We start from the raw sequence: 23,538 nt of genomic DNA, 5'->3' as shown, positions 1-23,538 counted from the left end.
GCAAAGCAACGAATCCCCGCGGCGAAGTCACGAATCCCCGCGGCGAAGTCACGAACCCCCGGGGCGAAGTCACGAATCCCCGGGGCAAAGTCACGAATTCCCGAGGCAAAGTCACGAATTCCCGAGGCAAAGTAACGAATCCCCGCGGCACCGACCGCGGGGCCCACACGAAGCCCATTTAATGTTAAGCACACTTGTTTATGACTATCTGTTTAAATCTTATTTTTTGGCAACATTGAAACTTGTCTGAGGACCATGCTACTCCTACAGGCATGGGCCCCGCGGTCGGTGCCGCGGGGATTCGGTGGTCGGTGCCGCGGGGATTCGGTGGTCGGTGCCGCGGGGATTCGGTGGTCGGTGCCGCGGGGATTCGGTGGTCGGTGCCGCGGGGATTCGGCGGTCGGTGCCTCGGAGATTCGGATGGCCTGTACCTCAGGGGTTCGGTGTTCGGGCTTCCTTTTTATTAGTTCACAAAATAATTCTCATCAATTAACTTCAGTCCCTGGCGAAACGCCTGGCAGGCCTCATTCTTCTCGCCGAAGCGCTCATACAAAGCCCCTATTTCTGCATACGCTTCCGGGCTTGGTTGAAGGGAAAGACTGTTTTCGAAATAGCTGCGTGCTTTGCCCCACAGATGCTGGGCTATGCATAAACGCCCCAGGCTCAGCAATAATATCGCAGAGTTCGGGTATTTTTTAATAAAAGACTCTGCAAAGGGGAGCTGTTGATCATTAACATAAATCTGGCCATAGAGCTTAATCAATTGCTCATTATACTGCTTGCGCAAACAGCGCCTTAAAATAGCCTCCGCCTTGGCTTGCTGATTATTTTTAATGAGGAAACTGCAGTATTGCGCCATTAACTCCGGTGAATCTTTTATTGATTTGGGCAGGCTCTGTATGAGGGCATCCAATTCTTTTTGCTGAGAGAGACGAATTAAATCGGTCATAGCCTGTTTATAGGCATGCAGCTGCAATTGCTCATATTCTACCACTGAAATGATATTATTGCGTTTGAGTTCTGGCAAAAGCGCAATTAATTGCGGCCAGTCGCGAACTTCCTGATAAAGATGCATAAGCAATTTCAGAACGTAGGGGTGCCGTGGCGCCAGGTCTTGCAGATGCCGCAGAGTGGCCAGTGCCTGCTCCCATTGTTGATTGGCTAGCTGTAATTGCGCCTGTGTTAACTCTACGGCTATTTTGGCTTCGGGCATAGATTGTTGGGCTTCTCGCAGATAGTCATCCCTTAGCTGGCTGTCTCCCATTTCCTGGGCCGCTCTTGCTGCAGTTAAATAATTGAGTAAGGGGGTATCGGTATCTGGAAGCGCTTTGATGAGATGGGTTTTTGCGGCATCCCAATACCCTTCACTGAATTCAATTAAGCCCTTTCGCGTTTTGGCCTGTGCAATTTGCGCCCGTCTTCGTGCCCGCCAGGCGCGGTATTCAGAAGGCGAATGACTCAGTTTCTTTATAAAAAGGATAAACCAATGTAAAAGAAAAAAACAAAGGAGGATCCCTAAAATAGCAAACCATAAGGTGGTTTCTATAGTCCAATGGTTAATGGCAATTAAGAGATAACCGGGATCATGGCTTAGCTGAATACCCATTACTATGGCAACCAGTAAAACTACCAGCGCAATTATTATTCTTGTCATTGCGGGGCTCCATTCGTACTATCGTCAGAACTTGCATTTTTCTGATTATCGATAAATTGATTCAGTAAATTCAGCGAGCCATTGACCAGGGGACGCTGATTCTCCAGAGAAACGCTTTTTAGTTTTTGTAAATCATTGAGCAGCGCTTGTGTAGGACTTGCTGAGACATCAAAAATTCGATTAATTTCTTCAATTGCCTGCTTAAGCGATTGAGCATAGACAGCGCTGTTATGCTCAAGTAACGCCCATTGCGCTTCCTGAAGGTTCATGCGAACACTTTCGCGCAATACGTCGAGATGCAGGGGAGAAAGAATGGGCTCAACATTATCATCGTGTTTACGGACAACAATCAATTTTTCCAAAAGCTTCATATTTTCATGCAGCTTAGTCTTCCATCCCTCAGCCGGCGTATCGGCATCGGAAGGCGTGGTATCAGTTGAAAGGTTAACGCCCTGTTTTAAAGGCAGGGCGGAAACCATTTGCTGAGCGGCATCCAGCTGGCTTAACAGACCTGCCAAATCCAGTTTGGGGATTGCTTTGATGCTGGTAATTTCTTTAGCAATAGTTTGCCGAATATTGAATAACTGCTGATCTGAAACATCTTGTAATACGGTATCCGCTGCTTGCAACAGAGCAATAGTAGTGTCCTGGCTATCACTCCAGTGCGCATTGATTTGCGCTAACTCGAGATAATATTTTGCCTTAAGCAGCAGCCAGTCATGTCGTTGATAATGCCGCTGGCGCAAGGCTTTATGAAGGTTCTGGTTCAAGTCGCTGACCTGCTGCTGGATCCCTTCTTTTGAGAGTTGCAAGGTCTGGCCGAGATTCGCCAGATTGGCGGTAAGTCTGGTCTGCTCCTGTTCAATGGAAGCCAGTTTAGTCCCGAACTGATTTTTTTGGTCATCAACCGACTGCTGATAACTATTCACCTTGGTAAAACTAATCAGTGAAAAAATAAGGGCAATAAGCGCGATAGCCCCAGTAATTAGAGTCCCGAGATGTTGTTTATAGAGTGAAATATTGGCAGCTGTGTTTTTATTTTGCGCAGGTGCTGGTTCGGTGGCTTTTGATTTCTGAGATTCATTATTTGTTGTTGTCATTGTGAATCCTTGTTTGAATGGGTACAGGCTATCTAAAATCTTATTGTAGGGAGAAATCCACTGGGGAGCCTGTAAGTTAAACAACTTAAAACTATTGTACATTCCTTGCTGACTTGTAAACAGTATAATATTGACTTGTTTATTCTGCCATAAATGCTGCAAAGATTGGGGGTGGGCAGAAATTGGCAGGCTGTTGTAAATAAATCCATTATGAATGAGCTGCTAATAATTGCTGCGCCCCTTTCTTCAGCATTTTTTCAGCACAGATTTCGGCAATCGCACTTGCAGTCTCGATTGGGCCTGATTGTTCATCACTTATTAGCGTTTGACCATCAAGGCTTAGAACGCGGGCTTTTAACAGCAGATGATTATTCGCTATTGGCTGGCAAAAAACCGCCAGGGGCACATGGCAATTCCCGCCAAGCAATGCATTGACCCGCCTTTCTGCTTGTACGCAGGATGCAGTCAGGCCATCATTCAATGGCTTTAAATAATTCAATACCTCTTCATCTGCTTCGCGGCACTCGATGCCCAGCGCTCCCTGCCCGCATGCAGGCAGCATCAATGCGGGATCAATGATTTCACTGATATTATCCTGCAAACCCAGACGCTCCAGCCCGGCAGCAGCGAGAATGATGGCATCAAGGCTGTCAATCTGCAGCTTTTCCAGCCGGGTATTGATATTGCCGCGCAGGGAAACAATCTCAAGATTCGGCCGCCAGGCAAGCAGTTGCGATTGGCGGCGCAGGCTGCTGGTGCCAATTCGCGCCTTTTCGGACAGATCACTCATCTTTGAGTATTTCATACTAACCAGGGCATCATAGGGGGTCGCACGCTTGCAGATGATGGCTAAGCCGAGAGACGGCGGGAGCTCTGCGGGTACATCCTTTAATGAATGAACGGCTAAATCGGCTCGCTTGTCCAATAAGGCTTCTTCAAGCTCTTTCACAAATAAACCTTTTCCGCCGAGCGTTTGCAATTTACTCTGAGTAAACTTGTCGCCAGAGGTGAGCATGGGAACGAGCTCATAGTCAATATCCGGCCAGTGGGATTTCAGTTGCTGGCCGATAAAATTGGCCTGCCATAGGGCCAGCTGGCTTTTTCGAGTTGCAATGCGTAATGTTCGCGGCATAATCTTGAAATTGATGTAAAAGCCCATCATAGCATGCCTGGCTGTTGACTTTAATGTTTTGCCTGTCAACAATTGTAGGTTGGGCTGTAAAGCCCAACATTGGATTCGCTGGGGCTTTACAGCCCAGCCTTCGATAAGGGATTGAATGTATAGTGAAAAAGCTTAAAGAATTTATGAATTATTTCAGGAAGGCAATCCAGTTCAATGCACACAACGCCACTTATCAATTGTTTCCCCTTGGGTTGATTATTTTTATTAGTTTCCCTTTATTCTACTGGGTTTGGACCGAGTGGTTCCCACAGCCTTATGAGTCGCTTGGTTTACGCCTGGCTGCAAGTGTTTTGGGGTTGGGCTTAATGTTAGCAAACTACTGGCCGCCTCGCCTCAAGCCCTTTCTGCCGGCTTACTGGTTTATTACTTTGCTTTATACCTTATCTTTTTTCTTTGCCTATTCATTTTTAATGAGCAATGCAAGTGTTATTTCAGCTATGTCGCTTCTCTGCAGTATTTTTTTACTGGTTCTGCTAGTTGAGCTGCCAGTGCTGCTGATGTTGGTGATAATAGGCTGGAGCCTGGCCTTAATTGCTCATTATTTCAGCTCACCAATTGCCTATTTTGGTGAAGAGCATGCAGAAATGCTGGTAATGATCGTTTTTGTGATCATTGCGGGTTCTACAGTCAATTATAAAACCTCGCTTCTACAGCAACAGCGCCTGGACGGTATCCTGGCTGCTGCCGGCATGATAGCCCATGAATTGAGGACACCACTTTTGGGGATTAGAAGCGGCGCCAAGGCGATCGATCAATATTTGCCCGTTTTGATACAAGCTTATCATATAGCAAAACAGCATAATTTGCTGGAGTCGCTAGTGCGCGAGTCACGTATAACGCAGATCTCGGCAACGCAGCAACGTATTATTCACGAAATCGATTATGCCAATACGATTATTGATATGCTGCTGGTAAAAGCGGGCCGTGAAAAATCACTGGAAAATTGTGTGTTGGAAGAGTGCTCGATGGCGGAGTGTTTAATGGAAGCTTTGCAGCGCTATCCGTTTAAATCATCTGAAGAACGAAATAAGATTCATTGGGAGGGCAGTTTTCTATTTAAAGGCTCCAAATTACTAATGCAGCATATTTTATTTAATTTATTGAAGAATGCACTTTATGCCATTGCCACTGCACAAAAGGGTGAAATCCACATCTGGACAGTAAATGGAGAGCGCTATAATTGCCTGTATTTCAAAGATACCGGCAAAGGAATGACAACGGAACAATTGACCCGTCTTTTTAACCATTTTTATACGACTACTTATATGGGTACGGGTTTGGGATTATCCTTCTGCAAGTTAGTGATGAATCGTTTTGGCGGGGATATTATGTGTGAAGCGAAAGAGGGCGAATTCACGCAATTCATGTTGTTTTTTCCAGTTATCGCGTAAATAATCCGCCTGTTTATTTGAAAAAACCTACAATCATGTTATTTTTATAAACAGTTGTTAAGAATTTATTGTTCGCTGACTCTGCTTACTGCCAAGTCCATTGCTGCAGTATTAGCGACACCGGTATATAAAAGGGGCGTGGCTCTTGTAGCTCACCATCGTGTATAGGTTTTATAAAGGACGCTTGCTCAGGAGGAGCCAATGCAACATCTCTCTATACCTGCCTGTTATTTTCCAAGCACCGCATTGTTTATCGATGATAGTAGGGATTTCTTACTGAATTTTGTATTGCAACTGGATGAGGGATTGGCGTATCGGATATTCGATTCTCCTTTTGATGCGCTGGATTTTCTGGAAAAAAAACGTTGCCAGTTGGAAACCTTAAATCATCGATGTACAACTGAGTTTGAAGAAATAAAAGCGAGCCATTCCACCGATCTTGGAATCAACAACAGTCTGGCGGCCATTCATGCGGAGATTTACAATCAAAAACGTTTTACAGAGGTATCAGTTATCGTAGTAGATTATGCGATGCCTGGGATGAATGGTTTGGAGTTTTGCCGGCGTCTGGCCAATACCAATATTAAAAAAATTCTGCTGACTGGAAAGGCTGATGAAAAACTGGCTATTCAGGCTTTTAATGAGGGTTTAATCCATCGTTATATTCATAAAAGCGATCCACAGGCTGCTGAATTAATCACTAAAAGCATTAGCGACTTACAACAGCAATATTTTCAGGCAATGTCGGATAATCTTGTCAGAATGCTTAATATTCCGGTTCCCCATTGTTTGCATGATGCTAAATTCAGTTATTTTTTCCGTCAGTTCTGTAAGGAAAAAGGAATTGTTGAACATTATCTTGCTGATTATTCAGGCAGTTTTATGCTGCTCGATGATGATGCCAATGTCAGCTTTCTGATAACAAAAACACTGGCCGATCTGGAGGCTCATTTTAGTCTGGCTCGGCGCAATGGGGCAAATGAATCGGTGTTGGAAGAGCTTGCAAGAGGCCTGAAAATTCCCTGCTATTGGCAGAGAAACGAAGTGATACCTGAATGGAATGATTGGTTTTCCTGCCTGGTTCCGGCACAACGGCTTGAAGCCGATCATACCTATTTTTATTCCTATGTTTCAGGCCCGCTTCTTTTTGATGTCGATCAGGACAAATTGCAGTCCTACCATCAATATCTGGAAGAAATTGATGCGGAGGAATTGCTGCTTTTATAGGGGTTGGGCTTCACAGCCCAACCTGCAGGGGTATAGATGAAACGCAGCCATAACAAGCTTGGGAATGCCCCGTCATAAATGCCCAGTAGCGATCCCCATAGGACCAATGCCAGTATTCGGTTGGATAATTGGCAAATCCTGCGGCCAGTAAGGCCTTGCTCATGATGCCGCGATTGCGGCGGGCCTCTGCCGAGATCGATTGACTGTGGGTTGTCGAAATGTGGGCATCGGTATCAGTCATCCAATCCTTAGGATGAATGCCCATATCAATGGTTTCTCCGTGCTGATCAAGCAGATACACATCGATTGCTGCACCTGTGCCATGAGGCGGCACATTTTTGCTGCCGTCCAGATTAATTACCGGTGAAATTAATTTCATTGTTTCATTAAATCGTTCTTCATGGGGCCAGTCTGGATAAAGCTGCAATAACTGAAAATAACGTTCATCAAATAAAGCTTTCTGCAAATCAAGGCTGCGATAGGCTTCATACAGGCAGAATTGCAAGCCTTCGGGCAGCAGGCGCTGAGCAATTAATAAACGGCGATAGACTTCGCGACGCATTTTAGTGTAATCGGTATTGTCAGGAATTTCGGGTGAGGGGCCGATTGCAATAGTTGTTTCTTCTTTTATATCAATCAATGGATCGTAATTTTCCACAACCGGGATAGCCAGAACTTCCGGGGCAGCAATCAAGACAATTGGCTCTATAACTTCCGTCATAACGACTCCTGTAAGATAAACGGAAAAGTTGAAGTATACAGTTTAAGTTGTCATATTGGTAATACGTTGTGTGATATACCAGCCTGGTTGAGCCTCGCGGATTAGAGTTTACTATCAGGTTATCGAACTAATGAATGTTTACAATACAGATCCTGCCCTGCCGGAGTCTACGAACCAGCCCGCCCAGCCATGGACATAAATCAGGACGTATGCCGTCGTTTTTCCTTAGGCTGCACATTCCCACCGGCATACCATCGGCGAATGCCACCATGGTTAAAGGCATTTCACCGTCGTTCATATGCGTTTGGAAACGCGCTCTTGCCTGTTCCAAAGAAAATTCAGGTGCCCAGATTGAAGCTAATTCCTTATGCCAGATTTGTGCAAGCCGCGATAAAGTATGGGGATGATGTTTCAGCAGTTCGATTCGAATCATATCCTTCCCTACGAATGACCAAGGCTGAACTCAGCCTGCGAATGCGGTTGCCGCGCACGGCTTAACTCACAAATCCCTAAAGAAATTAAACCGATAATAGCGCCAAAGATATAATACCATGCCGGAGCAAGCAGATTCCCGGTTTTCTCGGTAAGCCACATCATAACGAGCGGAACCGTGCCGCCAAACACTGAAATGCCAATGTGGAACGAAACGCCAAAACCACTATAGCGATAAGCGCGGGGAAATAATGAAGTCATATAGGCATTTAAAGGCGAAAACGTGATGGCGATTAATAAGCTAAGCAGAACCAATGCAAGTACTATGAATGTGGTATTTGCTGATGATAATAAATAAAAGGCAGGAATAGCCAACAATATGATGCCCATGCAGCCTGCAGTAATCATCTTTAAATGACCGATTTTATCTGCCAGCCAGGCGAAACAGGGTTCAATTAAGACGTCGACAAATAATGCAAAACTAATGGCCAGCGTTGCGAAACTGAGTGAGATATTAAAATAGTGATGGAGATAGCTCGCAGAAAAAACATAAGTGCCAAAGGTCATGATTCCAGTGAGCCACGCCAATCCAATAACTCCCATAATTGCCAAAGGTTTTTCATGAACAGCAGTCAGAAAGGGAACCTTCTTTTTCTCTTCTTCATGAATTTGCTTAAATTCGGGCGTTTCTTCAAGAGAGTTTCTTAAATAGAATATGAATAAACCAAAAATACCGGCCAATATGAAGGCGATTCGCCAGCCCCAGGCGGGCATGAAGGATGCGGTAAAAAATGAAGCAGCAAGGCCAGCCCCAATCGAACCGATGCTGTAGGCTGAACTGGATAAGCAACCATATAGTGCTTTTTTATTGCTGGGCGCATGCTCAATAAGGAACAGTGTTGAGCCTGTATATTCGCTGCTGGCGACGAAGCCCTGGATGATGCGCAGCATGGTTATCAAAATGGGGGCAGCGATGCCAATTACAGAGTAGGATGGAACACAACCGGCTGCTGCTGTGGGGATGGCCATGGCTAAGATACTTAACATCAAAGCCTGTTTTCGTCCGAAGCGATCGCCAATATACCCAAAAAACAAAGAACCTAATGGCGCTAATAGATAGCCTACCGCCAATACCCCAAAGGCGCTCAGTAGGGCTGCAAGCTGGTTTTCTTTGGGAAAATAGCTGGCAGCGATAATTGGTGCAAAATAACCAAAAAGTGCAAAATCATACCACTGTAAGCTAGTGCCGGCAATGGCGGTGAATAAGACCTTGATGGACTGGTTGGAGCGCATAGCTATTTCCGAAAAACATGCCAAAGCCGGAATTTTATCTGGATAGTATCGGTTTCAGCAAGCCCCCTATATTAATTTGGGAGCTGGCGGATTGTGCGAAACATCGCTCCACCCAGTTGCTGGTGTTTTATATACGAGAGGCATTTGACCCTCTGCAACATATTCTATTAATTGTTCTACGGACTGAAGCTTCGCTTTTTTACAGTGCTCTACAATCAGTGGAAGCACCTGCACTTCTGATATTGCAGTACCATCACTGTTTCTGCCATGATAACCAATGTAAAAACCCAGTTTTTGCATTGCCACAAGCAGCTTTTCCTCCTTTGACGATGATGGGAGAGCGGCATCTGCTGGCATATTGTTTATGGATAATTTAGCTTTTAATTCTTTAAGAATACGATGAATCCCCTCAGGCGTTCTAAGCTCAAACCATCCAGATTTCCCGGTTGCTTCGGTTTTGGCTGGCTGATAATTCAACGAATAAGCACGCGCCCGCGCAGATAGAAACTTTTTTAGTAATTCAATGCCCATTTTCTGCGTTATGAATTCGGGTAGCTCAACCCTGGAAACGAGTTTCTTGCGGCGTTCGGCATGCGGAGGTTTTTGACGTTTTTTACCGCGACTCTCATCGAATAAACGGAAACTGCCATAGGCATCTGAATTACTATTTTCAGATTTTCGTTTTAGCGCGCTACGGTTTTCAAGTGCTGACAGTTCAGTTGAATCGGGCTCCGGTATAGTTTCAAGACCCAGCATGACATCCAGATCCGCTATGTCTTCCAGTCCAAGCATTTCTTCCATTCTCGGCAGGGTGTCCCGACCCGGTATGGTTTCTGGCTCAGGAAGGGGTAATGGCATGGAGTGAAATTCTTTGCATGGCAGTGAGGGTTTGATAGCCGGCCTTTTTGGAAGCGACCAACTGGGGTATTTCCTTGATATGCTGCCAAGCCTGGTACTTAATTCCTCAATTAGCTCAAAATATTTGGGCTGCGCATAACTATGGCCGCAGCAATCCAGATAACCAATGATAAGGGCTGGATGCTGATAAACCTTTTTTGCATAAAGCTGTTCAAAGTCGTGAACGGTGTTAGCTTCCTTATCGGCTTCAGCATTAATCCATCCTTCTAAATATAAGCCCCATGCTTTGCTGAACCTGTCATTGTTAAGGCCGGTAAAATAACCCTGGATATAATAAAAATCATAACCGCCGGCAAATAATTGCGACAATGGCATACATTGAGTCGTTAACTTATCTCGCATGGCGTCATTGATGCCCTGTACCTGTGACTGAATGTTTTTCTTGTTGAGCATGCCAGAAACAACATACTGATCGATTTGCTGAAATCCTTGCAAATAATTTGACCATGCTTCGATATAAGATAACCCCCCCAAACCTATAATGTACCCTCCTATATAGGCAGGGTTCATCCCAAGTAAGTGTTCAAAAGGCATGGGCTTGATCACTAGAGAATCATTTCGGCCTCTGCCAAGTCCCTCTCTTTGTTTTTTAATTTCGCTTAAAACAGGCATAAAACCTCAGTAAAGAGTTAAATAAATTTGAATTTCCGAATTCCGACTGGGTTATAAATGGACATGCGACCGGTCATAACCCATTGCTTTTTGCTAAAATTGCTGGCAGCAGGCAATTGTAAGCGTTTAAATAGCCCATTCGGGTTTAATCCCGCAGGAAGCTTCAGCTGGAGTAAAGATTCCATGCGCTCTGTCGTAATATCTAGCCGATAAGCGGGAAACTTGTTCGGAAATGATCCGGAAAGCGAAGCCTGGCGGTAATCCGGATAGCAAGGATCCCGATATACAAAACAGGGGGTTGGCTTGGGCATATTGCTCCCGTTTTGAATAACAAACGAACATTGTATACAAAAAATGATTTTTTTCCCAGCGTTTTTGTGAGATACGATAAGAAGATTATTGGCTTTGGCTGCGTCATAAAAACAGGTTAGGATAAGGCGTTTTTCTAATTAAGGATAAAATCAAATGGATCAACGCAAGAAGGGAATTGTAATGGCATGGGCGTTAATGCTGTTGCCATTGCATGGCTTTTCCAGCCCGCTGGATTATTATTATCAGCGATATCTGGATAAAAGAAGCCACATCAGGCTGGGGCAAAGTATTGAGGAGCATTACTTCAGCCAATTGATTAAACATGAGGATCCAGCTGCAGGCCGCTTTTCGCAACGTTATTATGTAGATGAAACCTATGCGAAATCGCCTGATTCACCTGTATTTTTTTACATCTGCGGCGAAGCAGCTTGCTCACCCTATGCTTTATATGGTGCTATCAGAACCTACGCTGAGCAATTTAATGCCAGGCTAGTAGCTCTTGAGCATCGATTTTATGGAAAAAGTCTCCCAGGTAAATTGTCTGTTGAGAATTTACAAAATCTCTCCACCCAGGCAGCACTCGATGATCTGGCTCATTTCCAGAAAAGCATGATGGCCGAAAAGAACTGGAAGGGCAAATGGGTTTCTTTTGGGGGCTCTTATCCCGGTTCCTTGTCTGCCTATTACCGTTTGCAGCACCCGGAGCTTGTAGTGGGGGCATTGGCCTCCTCGGCGCCGGTGAGGGCGAAAGAGGATTTTAATGAATATGATCAACATGTAACCCGAGTGGCTGGCGTGGAATGCGCAACACAAATGCGACAGGTTGTGCAGGAAGTGGAAAATGTGCTCGAACTGGATGATCAGCAGGCTATTGCACAGTTGAAAGAGCAATTCTCAGCTGGCGAATTAACGGATAATACGGATTTCCTCTACATGATTGCTGATGTGGGTGCCGCAGCCGTCCAGTATGGTATGCATGAAGAGTTTTGTACTTTGCTGTCAAAATCCACCACTGCGCTGGAAGGATATGCGACATTCACCAAAAAATTGTTCCGCCGATGGCAAATGACTGCCAGCGACATGACTCCGCAGGGTGCATTGAATGAAGATGGCGATTACTACAGTCAGGGTGTTGGCTCGCGGCAATGGTACTATCAATCCTGCACTGAATACGGCTATTGGCAGAATGCCCATCCTGATCCGCTGCAGTCGACACGCTCTGCAAGAATTAATGCAGAATACCATCGTAATGTATGCTGGCGTCTTTTCGGTATTGATGCAGGGGTAGATACCTCCTACATTAATCAGAATTTTTATTCGCCCTTACTGGATTCTATTGTGTCCAGAATCTATTTCACTAATGGCAGTAATGATCCCTGGTCAAAGTTATCGCTTTCACTCGCTAACGGAAATGCCAATAATCCGAATTTAAATTACAGCCTGATTGATGGTACTGCGCACTGTGATGATCTTCGGGCGCCTCTGAATACGGATGTTCCCGCCTTACGTGCGGCGAGGCAGACATTTGTGGGATTGTTAAGGGAGTGGTTGGGCGAGTCCAGTCATTGACAATTGATTTTCTAAAACATACCATCACAAAACAGATGGCGCGGGGTGTCGTTAACACGGCTGAGAATTACCCGTTGAACTTGAACTGGATCATACCAGCGTAAGGACTGCCTTTTCATTCAAATTCTTTGCGAATAGCGAGATTCTTGCTTGCCATCTTTTGTTTAATTTTTTAACAGGAGTTATGGCAAATGTCAGATCTGTCATCAAGAACCACATTACTGCTTAACTGGTACGCCAATCCCTACCATTGCCCCATTTTTGTTGCTCAGGGACTGGGATTTTATCAGCAGGAAAATATCAAATTAGCCATTTTGGAACCGAGCGACCCCAGTGATGTCACCGAAATTGTAGGGCTTGGCCATGTCGACTTCGGCGTTAAAGCGATGATTCATACAGTAGCTGCCAGGGCAAAAGGCTATCCGCTTACTTCCATCGGCACTTTGCTTGATGAACCCCCGACAGGCCTGATCGCGCTCAAATCCAGCGGTATTCGCAGCTTTCATGATATTGCAGGTAAACGGATTGGATATATCGGCGAATTTGGCAAAAAAATAATCGATGATTTAGCACGTTTGGCTGGAATTTCCGAACGCTATGAAACGGTACGGGTAGGAATGAATGTTAGTGATGCAATTTCTCGCGGTGTCATTGATGCAGGAATCGGATTTATCAATTTTCAGCGTGTAGAGCTTGAGCATTTATCAGGGGAAACCGTTTTTTTAAGGCTTGATGAGTTGGCAGGATTAGGCTGCTGCTGTTTTTGCTCAATTCAGTTCATTGTTCCCGAGCGCATGTTGCAGCAGGAACACACCCTCAAGGGGTTTTTAAGGGCGACCCAGCGCGGTGCAGCCTATACCGTAGAGAACCCGGAAGAAGCGTTTGAGTGCCTTTGCGCGCAAAAACCCCAATTACGAAATACACTAAACAAAACTATTTTTCTGCGCAGTTTGCCATTTTTCTCCCGTAATTTGCTCAATATTGAAAGAGACTGGAATAAAGTTGGTCGTTATACGAAACATCTTGGCATTACCGATGAGCAATTTACAGTAAGCGATTGCTATAGCAATGACTATCTTCCTGAGAAGCCCTATTCAGAATTGGAAGCCATTTCCTGTTGTATCGCTGGGGAAAAATAATGCTCTCTGCCCTGAGGTTCTGCTATATAAGCGATTATGCCAACCCTGATTTGTTATTATCAGCGGTTAAAGGCGGTGTGTTATCCGTGCAATATCGGGATAAAAACTCGTCTCGTAGTGTACGATATGTGAAAGCAAGACAGCTTAAGAAGCAATTGGACTGCTTTAATATCCCATTGATTATTAATGATGATGTGGACTTGGCTCATAAAATCAATGCGGCGGGAGTACATCTCGGGCAAGCGGATCAGCGCCCTGAGGCGGCAAGAAACATCCTCGGAGCGGGCAAAATCATCGGTTGGTCAATTGAAAGTGTCGCGCAGCTTAAAGAGGCAAATCGCTTATCCTGCCTGGACTATGTGGCGGCCAGCGCCATTTTTCCAAGTAGGAGCAAAGCGGATCTCAAAACCTTGTGGGGGCTTGAGGGGCTTGAGAAGTTGGTAGCTTTGTCCAGGCATCCGCTGATAGCTATTGGCGGGATCGATATGACTAATATTGCTGCAATCATGTCACGGGCTGTCTTTGGGGCAGCCGTGATTTCAGCAATTTCAAACGCCAATGACCCTGAGCGGGCAGCCAGGGCACTTCATGAAAGGATTATAGGAGTAAAGCATGATTCAAATCATCAATGACATTCTGAAGCAAATAAAAACAGCAAAGCCGCTGGTTCTTAATATTAGTAATCAGGTGACGATGGATTTGGTAGCGAATGGCTTATTGAGTCTGGGGGCATCGCCTATTATGACCCAAGCCATTCATGAGGTTGAAGATCTGATAAAACTGGCCAGTGCTGTGGTGATCAATACCGGTACTTTAAACGAAGAATTTTTATCGCTTGCAGATTATGCCTGCATGCAGGCGAATCGCTGGCAGAAACCCCTGGTCCTGGATCCAGTTGGTATTGGCGCAAGTGATTACCGAAGCAGCCACTGCGACCGTCTCCTGCGGCAGTTCAACTTCCAGCTTATTCGCGGGAACGCCAGTGAGATTGCCGCATTGGCAGGGTTGAAAATAAGCAGCCGTGGAGTCGATACCAGTCTTTGTACAGAGAGTGCGGTGGAAGGCGGAAAAAAACTGGTTGAAACGCATTCATCCATTACTGTTATCAGCGGCGCTATGGACGCAGTGATTAACCGAAACCAGATTCAGCATTTCGAGCGGGGGTCGGCATTGATGCCGCAAGTGACTGGCTCCGGATGTTTATTAACGGCGGTGATTGCGCTTTTCATGGCTGTTTGGAATGACCATTTTCAGGCCGCTTGTGCGGCAGTGCTTTTCTATAGCTTGTGCGGTGAGCTCGCTGAAAAAAATGCATCCGGCCCTGGTTCATTCAAAATGCATTTCCTGGATAGTCTCGCCGGCTGGGAGCGGCTTGTAGCATGAAAAAAATAGCTTGTGTTCTGAGCATCGCCGGCACGGATCCTTCTGGAGGTGCTGGCATTCAGGCGGATATTAAAACGATTTCAGCGACGGGAGCCTATGCGGCTTCGGTAATAACAGCACTGGTGGCACAAAATACCTGCGGGGTTATGGCGATTGAAGCAGTCTCAGCTGATTTTATCCAGCAACAGCTGAAGGCGGTCTTTAGCGATATGGAAATTGCAGCGGTAAAAGTCGGGATGGTTTATTCAAAAGAGGCCATTGAGGTAATCGCTTCTTGGCTTAAGGCCGCTAAACAAATGCCAGTGGTAATTGATCCGCTTATGTTTGCCAAAGACAATTCCTCTTTAATGGATAAGCGAAGCCTTTCCATTTTTAAAACACAGCTTTTGCCTCTGGCGAGTTTAATCACCCCCAATATTCCAGAGGCGGAAATGCTTTGCGGGAAAGAGATCACCTGCTGTGACGATATGCAGGAAGCCGCTCTGGCAATAAGCCAACACTATGAAACGAATGTCCTGCTTAAAGGCGGCCATTTACCAGGAGAAAATAGTACAGATATCCTCTGTTTACACAAACCAAAGCAACTATTTTTCTTTCGTCAAAAGCGAATTAACACAAATAATACACATGGGACAGGTTGCACTTTGTCATCAGCCATTGCTTCCTTTCTTGCACAGAAAATAAATTTGCATTCTGCTATCGAACAGGCAAAACGTTATTTAACTGCTGCTATTGTTTCAGGTCGACACTTAAAAATAGGGCAGGGGAATGGCCCGGTAGATCATTTCTTTATTCAGGACAAGTAAGTGTCTCCGCATTTATGGCTTTGATTTTCAGTGTTTACTAAGTATCATGTTTAGCATTTGATTGTTATTTCACTTTTACTATGGCCATAAGGGACTAAACCATGCAAGGTAATTACAAACTATTTGGGATAAAGAAGATACTGATTGTTCTTTTATTGGGATTGATGTCAAATGCTTTTGCAGGCAGCCCTTTGTGGACGTTTGAGCCGCTCACGGCCACCGCAATTACAGTGCCGACAAATGGCAAGGCCATCGTGCAATACCGGGTGACTAATCAATCTGCCAGACCCCACATCTTAACTATGCGGCCTATCCAGGGCATTACACAAATCACCTCAGGCCCTGGTCTTTGCGGAAATCCCTTTGTGCTCAGCGGCAAAACGGCCTGTATTTTGTCCTTAGAGATTAACGGTTCTCAGATAAACAGCGTGATTACAGAAGGTCCTGCGGTTTGCACGCAGGGGAATCCCAATCAATGTTACCAGCCAGGAATTAATAATCGCTTACACATTACCCGCAGCCAGGTTCCACCAGCCACGCTTAAGCTAAGCCCAACCACATTGCGTTTTACCCAAAACTCAACAGGCAATGTCATTGTTACCAATGATGCTAGCTCTCTGTCGCCAGCAATCAATATTGCAGCAACCATCCCTAATGGCAGCGCTATCAGCATACAAAGTACAACCTGTGGCAGCAGCCTTGCCGTTGGGGCAAGTTGCACAATTACCTTCGCTTCAGGTACGCCGGAGGGGCCTACAACGATTCGTATCGCAGGGGACAATACCAACATAACGAGTGTCGATGTCACCGTGTCTAATCAGGTGGAGATCAGTATTACTAATCCCTTGCAACAAGCCAGGATTGTGACAGTTTCAGGAATGACTCCTTTGTCATTAGAGATCACTAATAGTGCGAACAGCATCGATTATGCCAATGCGATTACAGTCAGCAACAACGCCGCCTGCCCCAACTTGTCTGTAAATGACAGCGATTGTGCCAGTGTTGCGCCGGGGGGGCACTGTACTTTGGAATTAAGTTCCAGCGCCCCCTATGCCCCCTGCATGATTACTATTAGCGGGACCAATACTACCAGCCCGCAAACCCTGATTGCTTTTTATTATTTGGGAGGCCTGGTGTTTGAAGAAAGCGGCGGTATTGGTAAGATTGTCATAGATCAAGCAGATAATTTTTTTAGCCTATGGACTGGTACTAGTAGTGATATAGTGGGTTCAACCAGCTTTGACGATGGGCTTGGTAATACGAATGCCATTGTGGTGGATGCCTCTTGCTCAAACGATCCAGGAAATTGTGCGGCTCAACGTTGTCGAGATATTGGTGCAGACTGGTACCTTCCGGCAAGAAGTGAGTTAACCGATATCCATAGTGCGCTATGCTCTAATGCGGCATTCCCCTGTAATTTTGGCGGATTATCAGGTGTTTATTGGAGCTCCACGCAACAAGTTCTCTTTTCCTTCGTTGCCTGGGGCGTAAGCTTTCCCTCAGGCGCTGACGGATTTGGGTATAACAAAGATTTAATTAATAATCGTGTTCGCTGTATTCGGGCTTTTGCCTGAGTCCTGGATATACTGTCATATAAAATCCCGGAATCAATACATTCCGGGAGCACTTGGTATTAAATGATAAAGTGAGTCTATTACTTATGTTTATTTTTTTTCCCTTTCTTTTTACCACCTTTGCCGCTTTTATTACTTTTACCGCCACCGCCAGAATTATAGTCTGGCTGTGATGCCAGGTAATCAGGATTATTGGCAAGAAATTGCTGTTTTCCTATTTCAATATGCAAAGGTAGGCCTGAGCCACCTGATAATTTTTCTAATTCGCTATCCGAAACTTTATTGGTTTGATCCAATTGTTGCTTTGTAGACATACATTTTCTCCCAAGGCATAAGTGGTTGCATTTTTAGCATAGGACCTGTGCATAAATTTATCAAGAAATCGATGGTTTTAATTCATGTCGAATTAGCGGACGGATTAGCGTATTCTGGGATAAATCATGAAGTTACTATTAATATTCACAGGAGAAAAAAATGAAAAAAAAATTAATGTGTATAATTGCGATCATTTTTAGTATTGCCAGCTTTGCTGAGACACAGTCTGAGATGACCGAGGATGCTTGTCAGCAATTCAAGGCAATAGATGCCTCATTAAATGCCATCTATAAACGGATTTTACAAAGCTATCAGGATGATAAACCCTTTATTTCCAGCTTTGTAACGGCCCAGAAAAAATGGCTTTCCTTCAGGGACGCGCATTTGGATTCTTTATATCCCAATGGAAGCGACAGCGGCAGCGTAAGCCCGATGTGCCGCTGCCTGGCTCTCTATCAATTGACAGCGGCAAGAGTTGAGCAACTCAAGAAATGGGATGAAGGAACTGAAGAAGGTGACGTTTGCAGCGGCAGTGTCAAACCCTGAGAGATCCACGCAAAGTTTGAACGAGCAGAAATAATCCAACCCAAATTGTATCAGCACCGTTCGGCCTGAGATATAAGCTTAAGTTTGGCTGTTCAAAAAATGCGAGGAACTCTCTTGTCAGACCGCGGTAAATTGACCTAAGCAATACCAATGTGGATGGCAACTTGTTCCGGACTGCTATAGGACTCAAAGTCGCTGACAAACTTTCGTTGGACTGCAGTATGGGCTTCAAAATAATTCCACACTGCTTTCCAGGCATTGATTACCGTTACTGGCATTGGCCCAGTGGCCTCAAAAACCAGGTATTTTCCGCCCGTGATCAATACTTTATTCAGCGTTTTATCAGGGATATTCTGAGAAACGCCTGCAGTCACTGTATAAAAGCCATTGGCATCCGATTCGTAATCGGAGTAGACACCGAACACCGGACTTTCTGTTGCCAGTTCGCTGGCAAAAAAATCCTGCCAGAGCATTGGGATTTTGGCCGTTTCCGGATTAAATTCCTCACTGTTCCTGGTTTTAACCCTAAAACCTGTCACCGTAAAAGGAGGAATAATTGTTTCCACTGCTTGAATTAACATTTTCAGTTTTCCTTATCATTTTTCCAGTGCGACAACCCGAAGACGGTTCAGATCGGGATCAAGCCCGGTAAATGTGTAGCCATAGGGTAGTACTGTGGGTGATTGGGCGATAGGAATGCCTTTCTTCTGCCATTGTGCAAATAAAGTATCGACCTGCTGATTGTTTGCCACCGTAAATGCTAATTCAAATCCGCCGCGCCCTTCAACAGGCGGTTCTACGCTTTGCATGCTTTTCAAGCCGATAGTCATGCCGTTCTGTAATTTGAATGCACTAAATACGGGAGACAGTTCATCAGGTTCTATCCCAGTTAATTCCTGATAAAACTGGCTGCTCACCGCAACATCATTCACATAAATAATAACAGCACTGGGTTCTAACATTTTATTTTCCTCATTAATAATCAGGAACTAGTGTAATGAGGAAGAGTGACAGTTTCTGTCAGCAGCGAATACTTACTGTTCAGGGATGTTGAAGGCTGCCCGCCATTGTTTTAGGAGCGCCTGACGGTTTTTGCCAAAGCCTGTTTCTATCAAACTCAGGCTGGTGATACGATCACTGCGAAAATGGCGAAAATCATTTCTCTTTTCACACCAGGCGATTACCACCCGGGTGCTTTCAAAAAAACCCAGAGCCAGCGGCCAAATGATGCGTGTGGTTGCTGCTTCTTTTGCATCAGAATAAGCGATTTCCAGCTTATATTCTTTACGGATTGCATGTCGAATCAGTGCTTCATAGCTGTCATTGGAGAGGACAGTATTGGCTGGCCCAACCAACAGGCCGGATGACTCAAGCTGTTGCCGCAGATCATGAGGGAGAACAGAGGATATTTTTGCCAGCGCACTGGCTGCAGCCAGTTGCAGCTTGTGATCTGCTCTTCTCGCAACCCAGCGCGACCCCAGGACTATGGCTTCAATTTCTTCCTCGGAAAACATCAGCGGGGGCAGCATAAAGCCAGGTTTCAAAACATAACCTACGCCCGGTTCTCCGCTAATATCTGCGCCTTGCGATTGTAATGCAGCAATATCGCGATAAAACGTCCGCAGACTAATGCCCAATTTTTCTGCCAGCAGTTTACCGCTCACTGGATAGCGATGCTGGCGTAAAAGCTGAAGAAGCTCTAATAGACGATTTGCCCGGGACAAAGCAGTGTACCAGATATGGATGTTGCCATATTTTGGCAGCATGTCATCAAAACGTCCAGTGATTAACGCCTTGTTTCCAATCCCGGAATGAATATTCCGGGAGAACAGTTGCTATTCATAGATTGAAAGTGAAATTACTTCTTCTTATGTTTTTTATCTTTTTTGCCACCGCCTTTACCACTTTTATTACCTTTACCGCCAGAATTATAATCCGGTTGTGCTGCTGACACTGGCGAGGAGGGGGTAAGGACATTATATTGCGCTAGTCCGTGTATGGGCAGGTGGGAAAAGTCAACCCCTCCTCCCGACAATTTTTCTAACTCGCTATCTGAGACTTTATTCACTTCATTTATTGCTTGCTTTTTAGACATAGATTTCTCCCGTGGCTGCTATTGTTGCGTTTTTAGCATAGAATATGTTCATAAATTAATCAATGAGTCTTGGTTTTAATTTATATCGAATTTGATTTCGGATTGGCATATTCTGGGATTAATCAGGATGTTAAATTCATATTTGCCAGTAGTAAAAGTGAAAAAAATAATATGTTTAATTGCTTTCTTTTTCAGTGTAGGTAGTTTCGCAGGGCTGCTGTGTGGGCTTCAAAATAACTCCATACTGCTTTCCATGCATTGTTTATTGTATAGCGATGCTGGCGTAAAAGCTGGAGAGGCTCTAATAGTCGGTTTGTGCGGGACAATGCAGTTCACCAGATGCTGATCCTGCCATATTTTGGCGGCATGTAATCAAAGCGTCCCGTTATTAATGTTATTGCTGTGCATATTTTGTCTATTTTGTGTATAATATCTTCTTTTTGTGTGATTGATTTGAGTTAATGGGAGAGTATATATGCCAGTTGAACAAATTAGAGTGCCTCAAAAATGGCTGAATAAACATGCAATTTTAATGAGTTATTGTTCTTACGAAGCAAAAGATACCTATCCGCATGCGCTGGCCTATGGAGTACAGCAAGGAGAAATAGGATTTATAGCTCCCAGGCAATTGCCTTTTGAGGTAAGGCATCTGGATTCTCTTCAAGAAGGTCAATATTTTATGCCTTTGAAAAAGGGCCTGCTGTATTATCCCCTATCCGAGGAAATTCCGGTTGAAGAAACAGGTGATATTGTTGATCTTTACCGTTATACGGATGAAAATGACGCATCCAATTCCCTCTTGTTTTTAACCAAAGACGGGCCTGGACTGTTTGCCCGGAAATATTCAAATGATAGCTGGTCCTGCGCCCTCTTTTCCTGCTGTAAAAGTAACGAAAAATCTTCAATACAAAAGTTTAAGCAAACTGCTCGTTTTAAAAAACCAGTATTTCATTTATTAGTTACAGAAGAACTCCTGCCAATATTCCATAAGGAAGCAAAACATAGCCCCCTTAAATATGAGATCCTTAGCGTTTACGGAGAGCTGCCAGACCGTAAAATAGAGGCAAAGTATTTCGAGACAGGCATGGATTGGTATGTAATTTGTTTCCATAAACAACTGACTCTTTCAGAGCTGACTGCCTGTTTTCCTGAAACAGTAGAGCGAAGTGCCGCCCTACAAAAACGCAGTACCACACCAGAATCAACGCAAATCGTTTGGTTTCTCGAGCCTAAATATCTGGCAATTTTCCGGAAAGAAAGCAGGGATTCGGATTTTAAAGAAGGTGTCGATTTCAAAATAGACGAAGGGATAGCCGGTGATGAAGAAATTCCTCTGCTCAAAATTACCTTCCTTCAGGCCACTTCAAAAAAGTTTGTACAGAGATATTATCAAGAAACCTGTAAAAAAGTGCTGACGACTGTTGTAGACGAACACAGGCACGATAAGGGTAAGGATCCGGATGATGTTGGTCATATGATTTCCGGTCTGCCCAATTTAGTGGGGTAGACTCATTTATAACCAGGCCTGTCGTTAAAGATCGCAAGAATCGGGTTTCCATGAATTGGCACGCAATCTATCATTAGCATTAATCATGCGCTTAGTGCTGCTGCCCTGGCCTATAATGAGTGAAGGAGTAAGGCAATGACAGATCAAAAACAGTTCGATTATGCCCGTATCGAAAAGGCCATTCATTACATCGGCGATCATTTCAGGAGTCAGCCCTCACTGGAGGAAATTGCAAATGCGGTCCATGTCAGCCCCTTTCATTTTCAACGAATGTTTAGTGAATGGGCTGGTATCAGCCCTAAGAAATTTATGCAGTATATCAGCCTGAACCATGCTAAAACCTTGCTGAAAAATCGAATAGCCTTGTTAGATGTTGCTTATGAAACCGGTTTGTCCAGCGGCGGACGTTTGCACGATTTATTTGTGAAAATCGAGGGAATGACGCCTGGTGAATTTAAAAATGGCGGGGCTGCGCTCTCGATTAACTATTGCTTTGCTGGAAGTCCGTTTGGAAAGCTGATAGTTGCATCCACTGCGAAGGGCGTATGCCACATTGCTTTTGAGGAAGATGAGCAAAAGGCCTTATCAGCTCTAAGAGCCCATTTTCCCAATGCAACATACCAGCAAATGACCGATAAGTTCCAGCAGGATGCCCTGTCTATTTTTCAAAAGGACTGGCAGCAGCTGGATAAAATTAAACTGCATCTCGCAGGAACGACATTTCAATTGAAAGTCTGGGAAAGTCTTTTGAAAATTCCAATGGGCTCTCTTGTAACCTATGGCGACATCGCCAGAAATATAGGCAATTCTGCGGCTTCACGGGCGGTAGGGACAGCTATTGGACGTAATCCAGTGGCATTTCTCATTCCCTGTCATCGGGTTATCCAAAGCAGTGGGAAATTGGGTGGCTATATGTGGGGCGAGGCAAAGAAAAAGGCCATCATCGGATGGGAAGCCGCCAGGTCAGAGATTTAATTATTAAGAGGTATGCGGTGTGGAGCTCAGCGGAAAAACAGATAATCAATTAGAGAACCTGCTTCCTTGCGATGGCATTGTCTATTACTATGGTCCGGTGATGCCCCTGCAAATGGCTGATGATTATTTTCAAATATTGATGAAAGAAGTGGCCTGGACACATGACGAGGCGATGGTTTTTGGAAAGAAGATTATCACCAGGCGCAAAGTAGCCTGGTATGCCGGGCAGGCATTTTCCTATACTTACTCGCAAATTACCAAAACAGCGCTACCATGGATTCCTGTTTTGGAAGAATTAAAAAGAATTGTCGAAAGGGAAAGCGGGGAAACATATAACTCATGCCTGCTCAATTTATATCATGATGGCAGCGAGGGAGTGGCCTGGCATAGCGATGGCGAAAAAGATCTGAAGAAAAACGGCGCTATTGGCTCGCTAAGTTTTGGCGCAGAAAGAAAATTTGCGTTTAGACATCAAAAAAGCAAGGAAGTTGTCTCAACGATACTTGAGCATGGCAGTTTATTAGTGATGAAAGGCAGCACCCAAAAGGATTGGCTGCATCGTCTACCGCCTACAAAAATGGTGCACACACCCCGAATTAATCTGACATTTCGAACAATTGAATCCCTCTAACTGCCGGCGAGACTCCGGCTACCGCGACGAAAAATGCCGACTCCCCGCGGCACCGCGGGGCCCATGCCTATTGAAGTAGTATGGTCCGCAGATAAGTTTCAATGTAGCCAAAAAATAGGGTTTAACAGGTAGTCATAAACAAGTGTGCTTCACAT

Annotated in this window: 24 protein-coding genes and 1 riboswitch; of the genes, 12 read left to right on the top strand and 12 right to left on the bottom strand. The window is 44.9% G+C overall.

Translation table 11 applies throughout. The features are described from left to right. Nucleotides 1-463 precede the first annotated feature (463 nt). The 3 genes from DYH42_RS13130 to hemC form a co-directional block, all read right to left on the bottom strand. A complete protein-coding gene (locus DYH42_RS13130; protein WP_058523426.1) occupies nucleotides 464-1,654 on the bottom strand; it encodes a heme biosynthesis HemY N-terminal domain-containing protein in 1,191 nt (396 codons plus the stop codon). Beyond that, nucleotides 1,651-2,754, bottom strand: a complete 1,104-nt coding sequence (locus DYH42_RS13125) for a uroporphyrinogen-III C-methyltransferase (protein ID WP_058523425.1) — start codon at nucleotides 2,752-2,754, stop codon at nucleotides 1,651-1,653. The genes DYH42_RS13130 and DYH42_RS13125 overlap by 4 nt, the downstream gene beginning before the upstream one ends. A gap of 208 nt (nucleotides 2,755-2,962) precedes the next feature. Then, nucleotides 2,963-3,889: a hydroxymethylbilane synthase gene (hemC, locus tag DYH42_RS13120; RefSeq protein WP_115317163.1), complete on the bottom strand. Its 927-nt coding sequence runs from the start codon at nucleotides 3,887-3,889 to the stop codon at nucleotides 2,963-2,965. Nucleotides 3,890-4,038: 149 nt separating this feature from the next. On the opposite strand from hemC, the gene DYH42_RS13115 reads away from it, so the two are divergent. Continuing rightward, a complete protein-coding gene (locus DYH42_RS13115; RefSeq protein ID WP_058523424.1) occupies nucleotides 4,039-5,328 on the top strand; it encodes a sensor histidine kinase in 1,290 nt (429 codons plus the stop codon). 201 nt (nucleotides 5,329-5,529) lie between these two features. Beyond that, nucleotides 5,530-6,555 carry a response regulator gene (locus tag DYH42_RS13110; protein ID WP_058523423.1) on the top strand — a complete coding sequence of 342 codons (1,026 nt, stop codon included), beginning with the start codon at nucleotides 5,530-5,532 and terminating at the stop codon, nucleotides 6,553-6,555. Between the two features lie 10 nt (nucleotides 6,556-6,565). Here the strand turns inward: DYH42_RS13110 and DYH42_RS13105 are convergent, their stop codons facing one another. From DYH42_RS13105 to DYH42_RS13090, 4 genes are all read right to left on the bottom strand, one after another. Beyond that, nucleotides 6,566-7,276, bottom strand: a complete 711-nt coding sequence (locus DYH42_RS13105; RefSeq protein WP_058523422.1) for a M15 family metallopeptidase — start codon at nucleotides 7,274-7,276, stop codon at nucleotides 6,566-6,568. Nucleotides 7,277-7,403: 127 nt separating this feature from the next. Further along, entirely contained in the window at nucleotides 7,404-7,709 is a 306-nt protein-coding gene (locus DYH42_RS13100; RefSeq protein WP_058523421.1) for a hypothetical protein, read from the bottom strand. A gap of 8 nt (nucleotides 7,710-7,717) precedes the next feature. Continuing rightward, nucleotides 7,718-9,001 (bottom strand): MFS transporter, encoded by a 1,284-nt coding sequence (locus DYH42_RS13095; RefSeq protein WP_058523420.1) that lies wholly within the window; start codon nucleotides 8,999-9,001, stop codon nucleotides 7,718-7,720. Between the two features lie 66 nt (nucleotides 9,002-9,067). Then, complete coding sequence (locus DYH42_RS13090; protein ID WP_058523419.1) at nucleotides 9,068-10,531, bottom strand: hypothetical protein; 1,464 nt, start codon at nucleotides 10,529-10,531, stop codon at nucleotides 9,068-9,070. A gap of 465 nt (nucleotides 10,532-10,996) precedes the next feature. Here DYH42_RS13090 and DYH42_RS13080 point away from each other — a divergent pair, with 465 nt between their 5' ends. The 6 genes from DYH42_RS13080 to DYH42_RS13055 all read left to right on the top strand — a co-directional run bounded on the left by DYH42_RS13080 (nucleotide 10,997) and on the right by DYH42_RS13055 (nucleotide 17,314). Next, nucleotides 10,997-12,412: a S28 family serine protease gene (locus tag DYH42_RS13080; RefSeq protein WP_083503100.1), complete on the top strand. Its 1,416-nt coding sequence runs from the start codon at nucleotides 10,997-10,999 to the stop codon at nucleotides 12,410-12,412. 31 nt (nucleotides 12,413-12,443) lie between these two features. Continuing rightward, nucleotides 12,444-12,537: riboswitch (TPP riboswitch) on the top strand. Between the two features lie 66 nt (nucleotides 12,538-12,603). Further along, nucleotides 12,604-13,551: an ABC transporter substrate-binding protein gene (locus DYH42_RS13075; protein ID WP_058523417.1), complete on the top strand. Its 948-nt coding sequence runs from the start codon at nucleotides 12,604-12,606 to the stop codon at nucleotides 13,549-13,551. Continuing rightward, nucleotides 13,551-14,183, top strand: coding sequence for a thiamine phosphate synthase (gene thiE, locus DYH42_RS13070; RefSeq protein ID WP_058523416.1), 633 nt, complete (start codon nucleotides 13,551-13,553; stop codon nucleotides 14,181-14,183). Before DYH42_RS13075 ends, thiE begins: the two co-directional genes overlap by 1 nt. After that, the gene (gene thiM, locus DYH42_RS13065) at nucleotides 14,164-14,934 is read left to right on the top strand and encodes a hydroxyethylthiazole kinase (RefSeq protein ID WP_058523415.1); all 771 of its coding nucleotides are present in this window, start codon (nucleotides 14,164-14,166) and stop codon (nucleotides 14,932-14,934) included. Before thiE ends, thiM begins: the two co-directional genes overlap by 20 nt. Further along, nucleotides 14,931-15,740: a bifunctional hydroxymethylpyrimidine kinase/phosphomethylpyrimidine kinase gene (gene thiD, locus DYH42_RS13060; protein ID WP_058523414.1), complete on the top strand. Its 810-nt coding sequence runs from the start codon at nucleotides 14,931-14,933 to the stop codon at nucleotides 15,738-15,740. The genes thiM and thiD overlap by 4 nt, the downstream gene beginning before the upstream one ends. 101 nt (nucleotides 15,741-15,841) lie before the next feature. Further along, on the top strand, nucleotides 15,842-17,314 hold the full coding sequence (locus tag DYH42_RS13055) for an Lcl C-terminal domain-containing protein (RefSeq protein ID WP_058523413.1): 1,473 nt from the start codon (nucleotides 15,842-15,844) through the stop codon (nucleotides 17,312-17,314). A gap of 80 nt (nucleotides 17,315-17,394) precedes the next feature. Here DYH42_RS13055 and DYH42_RS13050 read toward each other — a convergent pair whose 3' ends face one another. Then, complete coding sequence (locus DYH42_RS13050; RefSeq protein ID WP_058523412.1) at nucleotides 17,395-17,628, bottom strand: hypothetical protein; 234 nt, start codon at nucleotides 17,626-17,628, stop codon at nucleotides 17,395-17,397. Between the two features lie 160 nt (nucleotides 17,629-17,788). Between DYH42_RS13050 and DYH42_RS13045 the strand changes: the two genes are divergently transcribed. Then, nucleotides 17,789-18,175, top strand: coding sequence for a lysozyme inhibitor LprI family protein (locus DYH42_RS13045; RefSeq protein WP_058523411.1), 387 nt, complete (start codon nucleotides 17,789-17,791; stop codon nucleotides 18,173-18,175). Nucleotides 18,176-18,312: 137 nt separating this feature from the next. On the opposite strand, the gene DYH42_RS13040 is transcribed toward DYH42_RS13045, so the two are convergent. The 4 genes from DYH42_RS13040 to DYH42_RS13025 form a co-directional block, all read right to left on the bottom strand. Then, entirely contained in the window at nucleotides 18,313-18,756 is a 444-nt protein-coding gene (locus DYH42_RS13040) for a GyrI-like domain-containing protein (protein WP_058523410.1), read from the bottom strand. A 15-nt stretch (nucleotides 18,757-18,771) separates the two neighbouring features. Next, on the bottom strand, nucleotides 18,772-19,137 hold the full coding sequence (locus DYH42_RS13035; RefSeq protein ID WP_058523409.1) for a VOC family protein: 366 nt from the start codon (nucleotides 19,135-19,137) through the stop codon (nucleotides 18,772-18,774). A 72-nt stretch (nucleotides 19,138-19,209) separates the two neighbouring features. Next, nucleotides 19,210-19,941 (bottom strand): helix-turn-helix transcriptional regulator, encoded by a 732-nt coding sequence (locus DYH42_RS13030; RefSeq protein WP_237758999.1) that lies wholly within the window; start codon nucleotides 19,939-19,941, stop codon nucleotides 19,210-19,212. A gap of 92 nt (nucleotides 19,942-20,033) precedes the next feature. Further along, on the bottom strand, nucleotides 20,034-20,270 hold the full coding sequence (locus tag DYH42_RS13025) for a hypothetical protein (protein ID WP_058523408.1): 237 nt from the start codon (nucleotides 20,268-20,270) through the stop codon (nucleotides 20,034-20,036). Between the two features lie 475 nt (nucleotides 20,271-20,745). Between DYH42_RS13025 and DYH42_RS13020 the strand changes: the two genes are divergently transcribed. From DYH42_RS13020 to DYH42_RS13010, 3 genes are all read left to right on the top strand, one after another. After that, nucleotides 20,746-21,777, top strand: a complete 1,032-nt coding sequence (locus tag DYH42_RS13020) for a hypothetical protein (RefSeq protein ID WP_058523407.1) — start codon at nucleotides 20,746-20,748, stop codon at nucleotides 21,775-21,777. A 135-nt stretch (nucleotides 21,778-21,912) separates the two neighbouring features. Beyond that, a complete protein-coding gene (locus DYH42_RS13015) occupies nucleotides 21,913-22,752 on the top strand; it encodes a methylated-DNA--[protein]-cysteine S-methyltransferase (protein WP_058523406.1) in 840 nt (279 codons plus the stop codon). A 19-nt stretch (nucleotides 22,753-22,771) separates the two neighbouring features. After that, nucleotides 22,772-23,383, top strand: coding sequence for an alpha-ketoglutarate-dependent dioxygenase AlkB family protein (locus DYH42_RS13010; protein ID WP_058523405.1), 612 nt, complete (start codon nucleotides 22,772-22,774; stop codon nucleotides 23,381-23,383). Nucleotides 23,384-23,538 lie beyond the last annotated feature (155 nt).

Source organism: Legionella birminghamensis, assembly GCF_900452515.1.
GTDB classification, from domain to species: Bacteria; Pseudomonadota; Gammaproteobacteria; order Legionellales; family Legionellaceae; genus Legionella_C; species Legionella_C birminghamensis.
The sequence above is the reverse complement of the archived record's forward strand: the minus strand, read 5'-3'. Positions and strand labels throughout refer to the sequence as shown.

Excerpts from the sequence above, each read along its gene's own strand:
- DYH42_RS13130 (WP_058523426.1), bottom strand. The coding sequence starts at position 1,654 with ATGACAAGAATAATAATTGCGCTGGTAGTTTTACTGGTTGCCATAGTA.
- DYH42_RS13125 (WP_058523425.1), bottom strand. The coding sequence starts at position 2,754 with ATGACAACAACAAATAATGAATCTCAGAAATCAAAAGCCACCGAACCA.
- DYH42_RS13110 (WP_058523423.1), top strand. The coding sequence starts at position 5,530 with ATGCAACATCTCTCTATACCTGCCTGTTATTTTCCAAGCACCGCATTG.
- DYH42_RS13105 (WP_058523422.1), bottom strand. The coding sequence starts at position 7,276 with ATGACGGAAGTTATAGAGCCAATTGTCTTGATTGCTGCCCCGGAAGTT.
- DYH42_RS13100 (WP_058523421.1), bottom strand. The coding sequence starts at position 7,709 with ATGATTCGAATCGAACTGCTGAAACATCATCCCCATACTTTATCGCGG.
- DYH42_RS13095 (WP_058523420.1), bottom strand. The coding sequence starts at position 9,001 with ATGCGCTCCAACCAGTCCATCAAGGTCTTATTCACCGCCATTGCCGGC.
- DYH42_RS13090 (WP_058523419.1), bottom strand. The coding sequence starts at position 10,531 with ATGCCTGTTTTAAGCGAAATTAAAAAACAAAGAGAGGGACTTGGCAGA.
- DYH42_RS13080 (WP_083503100.1), top strand. The coding sequence starts at position 10,997 with ATGGATCAACGCAAGAAGGGAATTGTAATGGCATGGGCGTTAATGCTG.
- DYH42_RS13075 (WP_058523417.1), top strand. The coding sequence starts at position 12,604 with ATGTCAGATCTGTCATCAAGAACCACATTACTGCTTAACTGGTACGCC.
- thiE (WP_058523416.1), top strand. The coding sequence starts at position 13,551 with ATGCTCTCTGCCCTGAGGTTCTGCTATATAAGCGATTATGCCAACCCT.
- thiM (WP_058523415.1), top strand. The coding sequence starts at position 14,164 with ATGATTCAAATCATCAATGACATTCTGAAGCAAATAAAAACAGCAAAG.
- thiD (WP_058523414.1), top strand. The coding sequence starts at position 14,931 with ATGAAAAAAATAGCTTGTGTTCTGAGCATCGCCGGCACGGATCCTTCT.
- DYH42_RS13055 (WP_058523413.1), top strand. The coding sequence starts at position 15,842 with ATGCAAGGTAATTACAAACTATTTGGGATAAAGAAGATACTGATTGTT.
- DYH42_RS13050 (WP_058523412.1), bottom strand. The coding sequence starts at position 17,628 with ATGTCTACAAAGCAACAATTGGATCAAACCAATAAAGTTTCGGATAGC.
- DYH42_RS13045 (WP_058523411.1), top strand. The coding sequence starts at position 17,789 with ATGAAAAAAAAATTAATGTGTATAATTGCGATCATTTTTAGTATTGCC.
- DYH42_RS13040 (WP_058523410.1), bottom strand. The coding sequence starts at position 18,756 with ATGTTAATTCAAGCAGTGGAAACAATTATTCCTCCTTTTACGGTGACA.
- DYH42_RS13035 (WP_058523409.1), bottom strand. The coding sequence starts at position 19,137 with ATGTTAGAACCCAGTGCTGTTATTATTTATGTGAATGATGTTGCGGTG.
- DYH42_RS13030 (WP_237758999.1), bottom strand. The coding sequence starts at position 19,941 with ATGCTGCCAAAATATGGCAACATCCATATCTGGTACACTGCTTTGTCC.
- DYH42_RS13025 (WP_058523408.1), bottom strand. The coding sequence starts at position 20,270 with ATGTCTAAAAAGCAAGCAATAAATGAAGTGAATAAAGTCTCAGATAGC.
- DYH42_RS13020 (WP_058523407.1), top strand. The coding sequence starts at position 20,746 with ATGCCAGTTGAACAAATTAGAGTGCCTCAAAAATGGCTGAATAAACAT.
- DYH42_RS13015 (WP_058523406.1), top strand. The coding sequence starts at position 21,913 with ATGACAGATCAAAAACAGTTCGATTATGCCCGTATCGAAAAGGCCATT.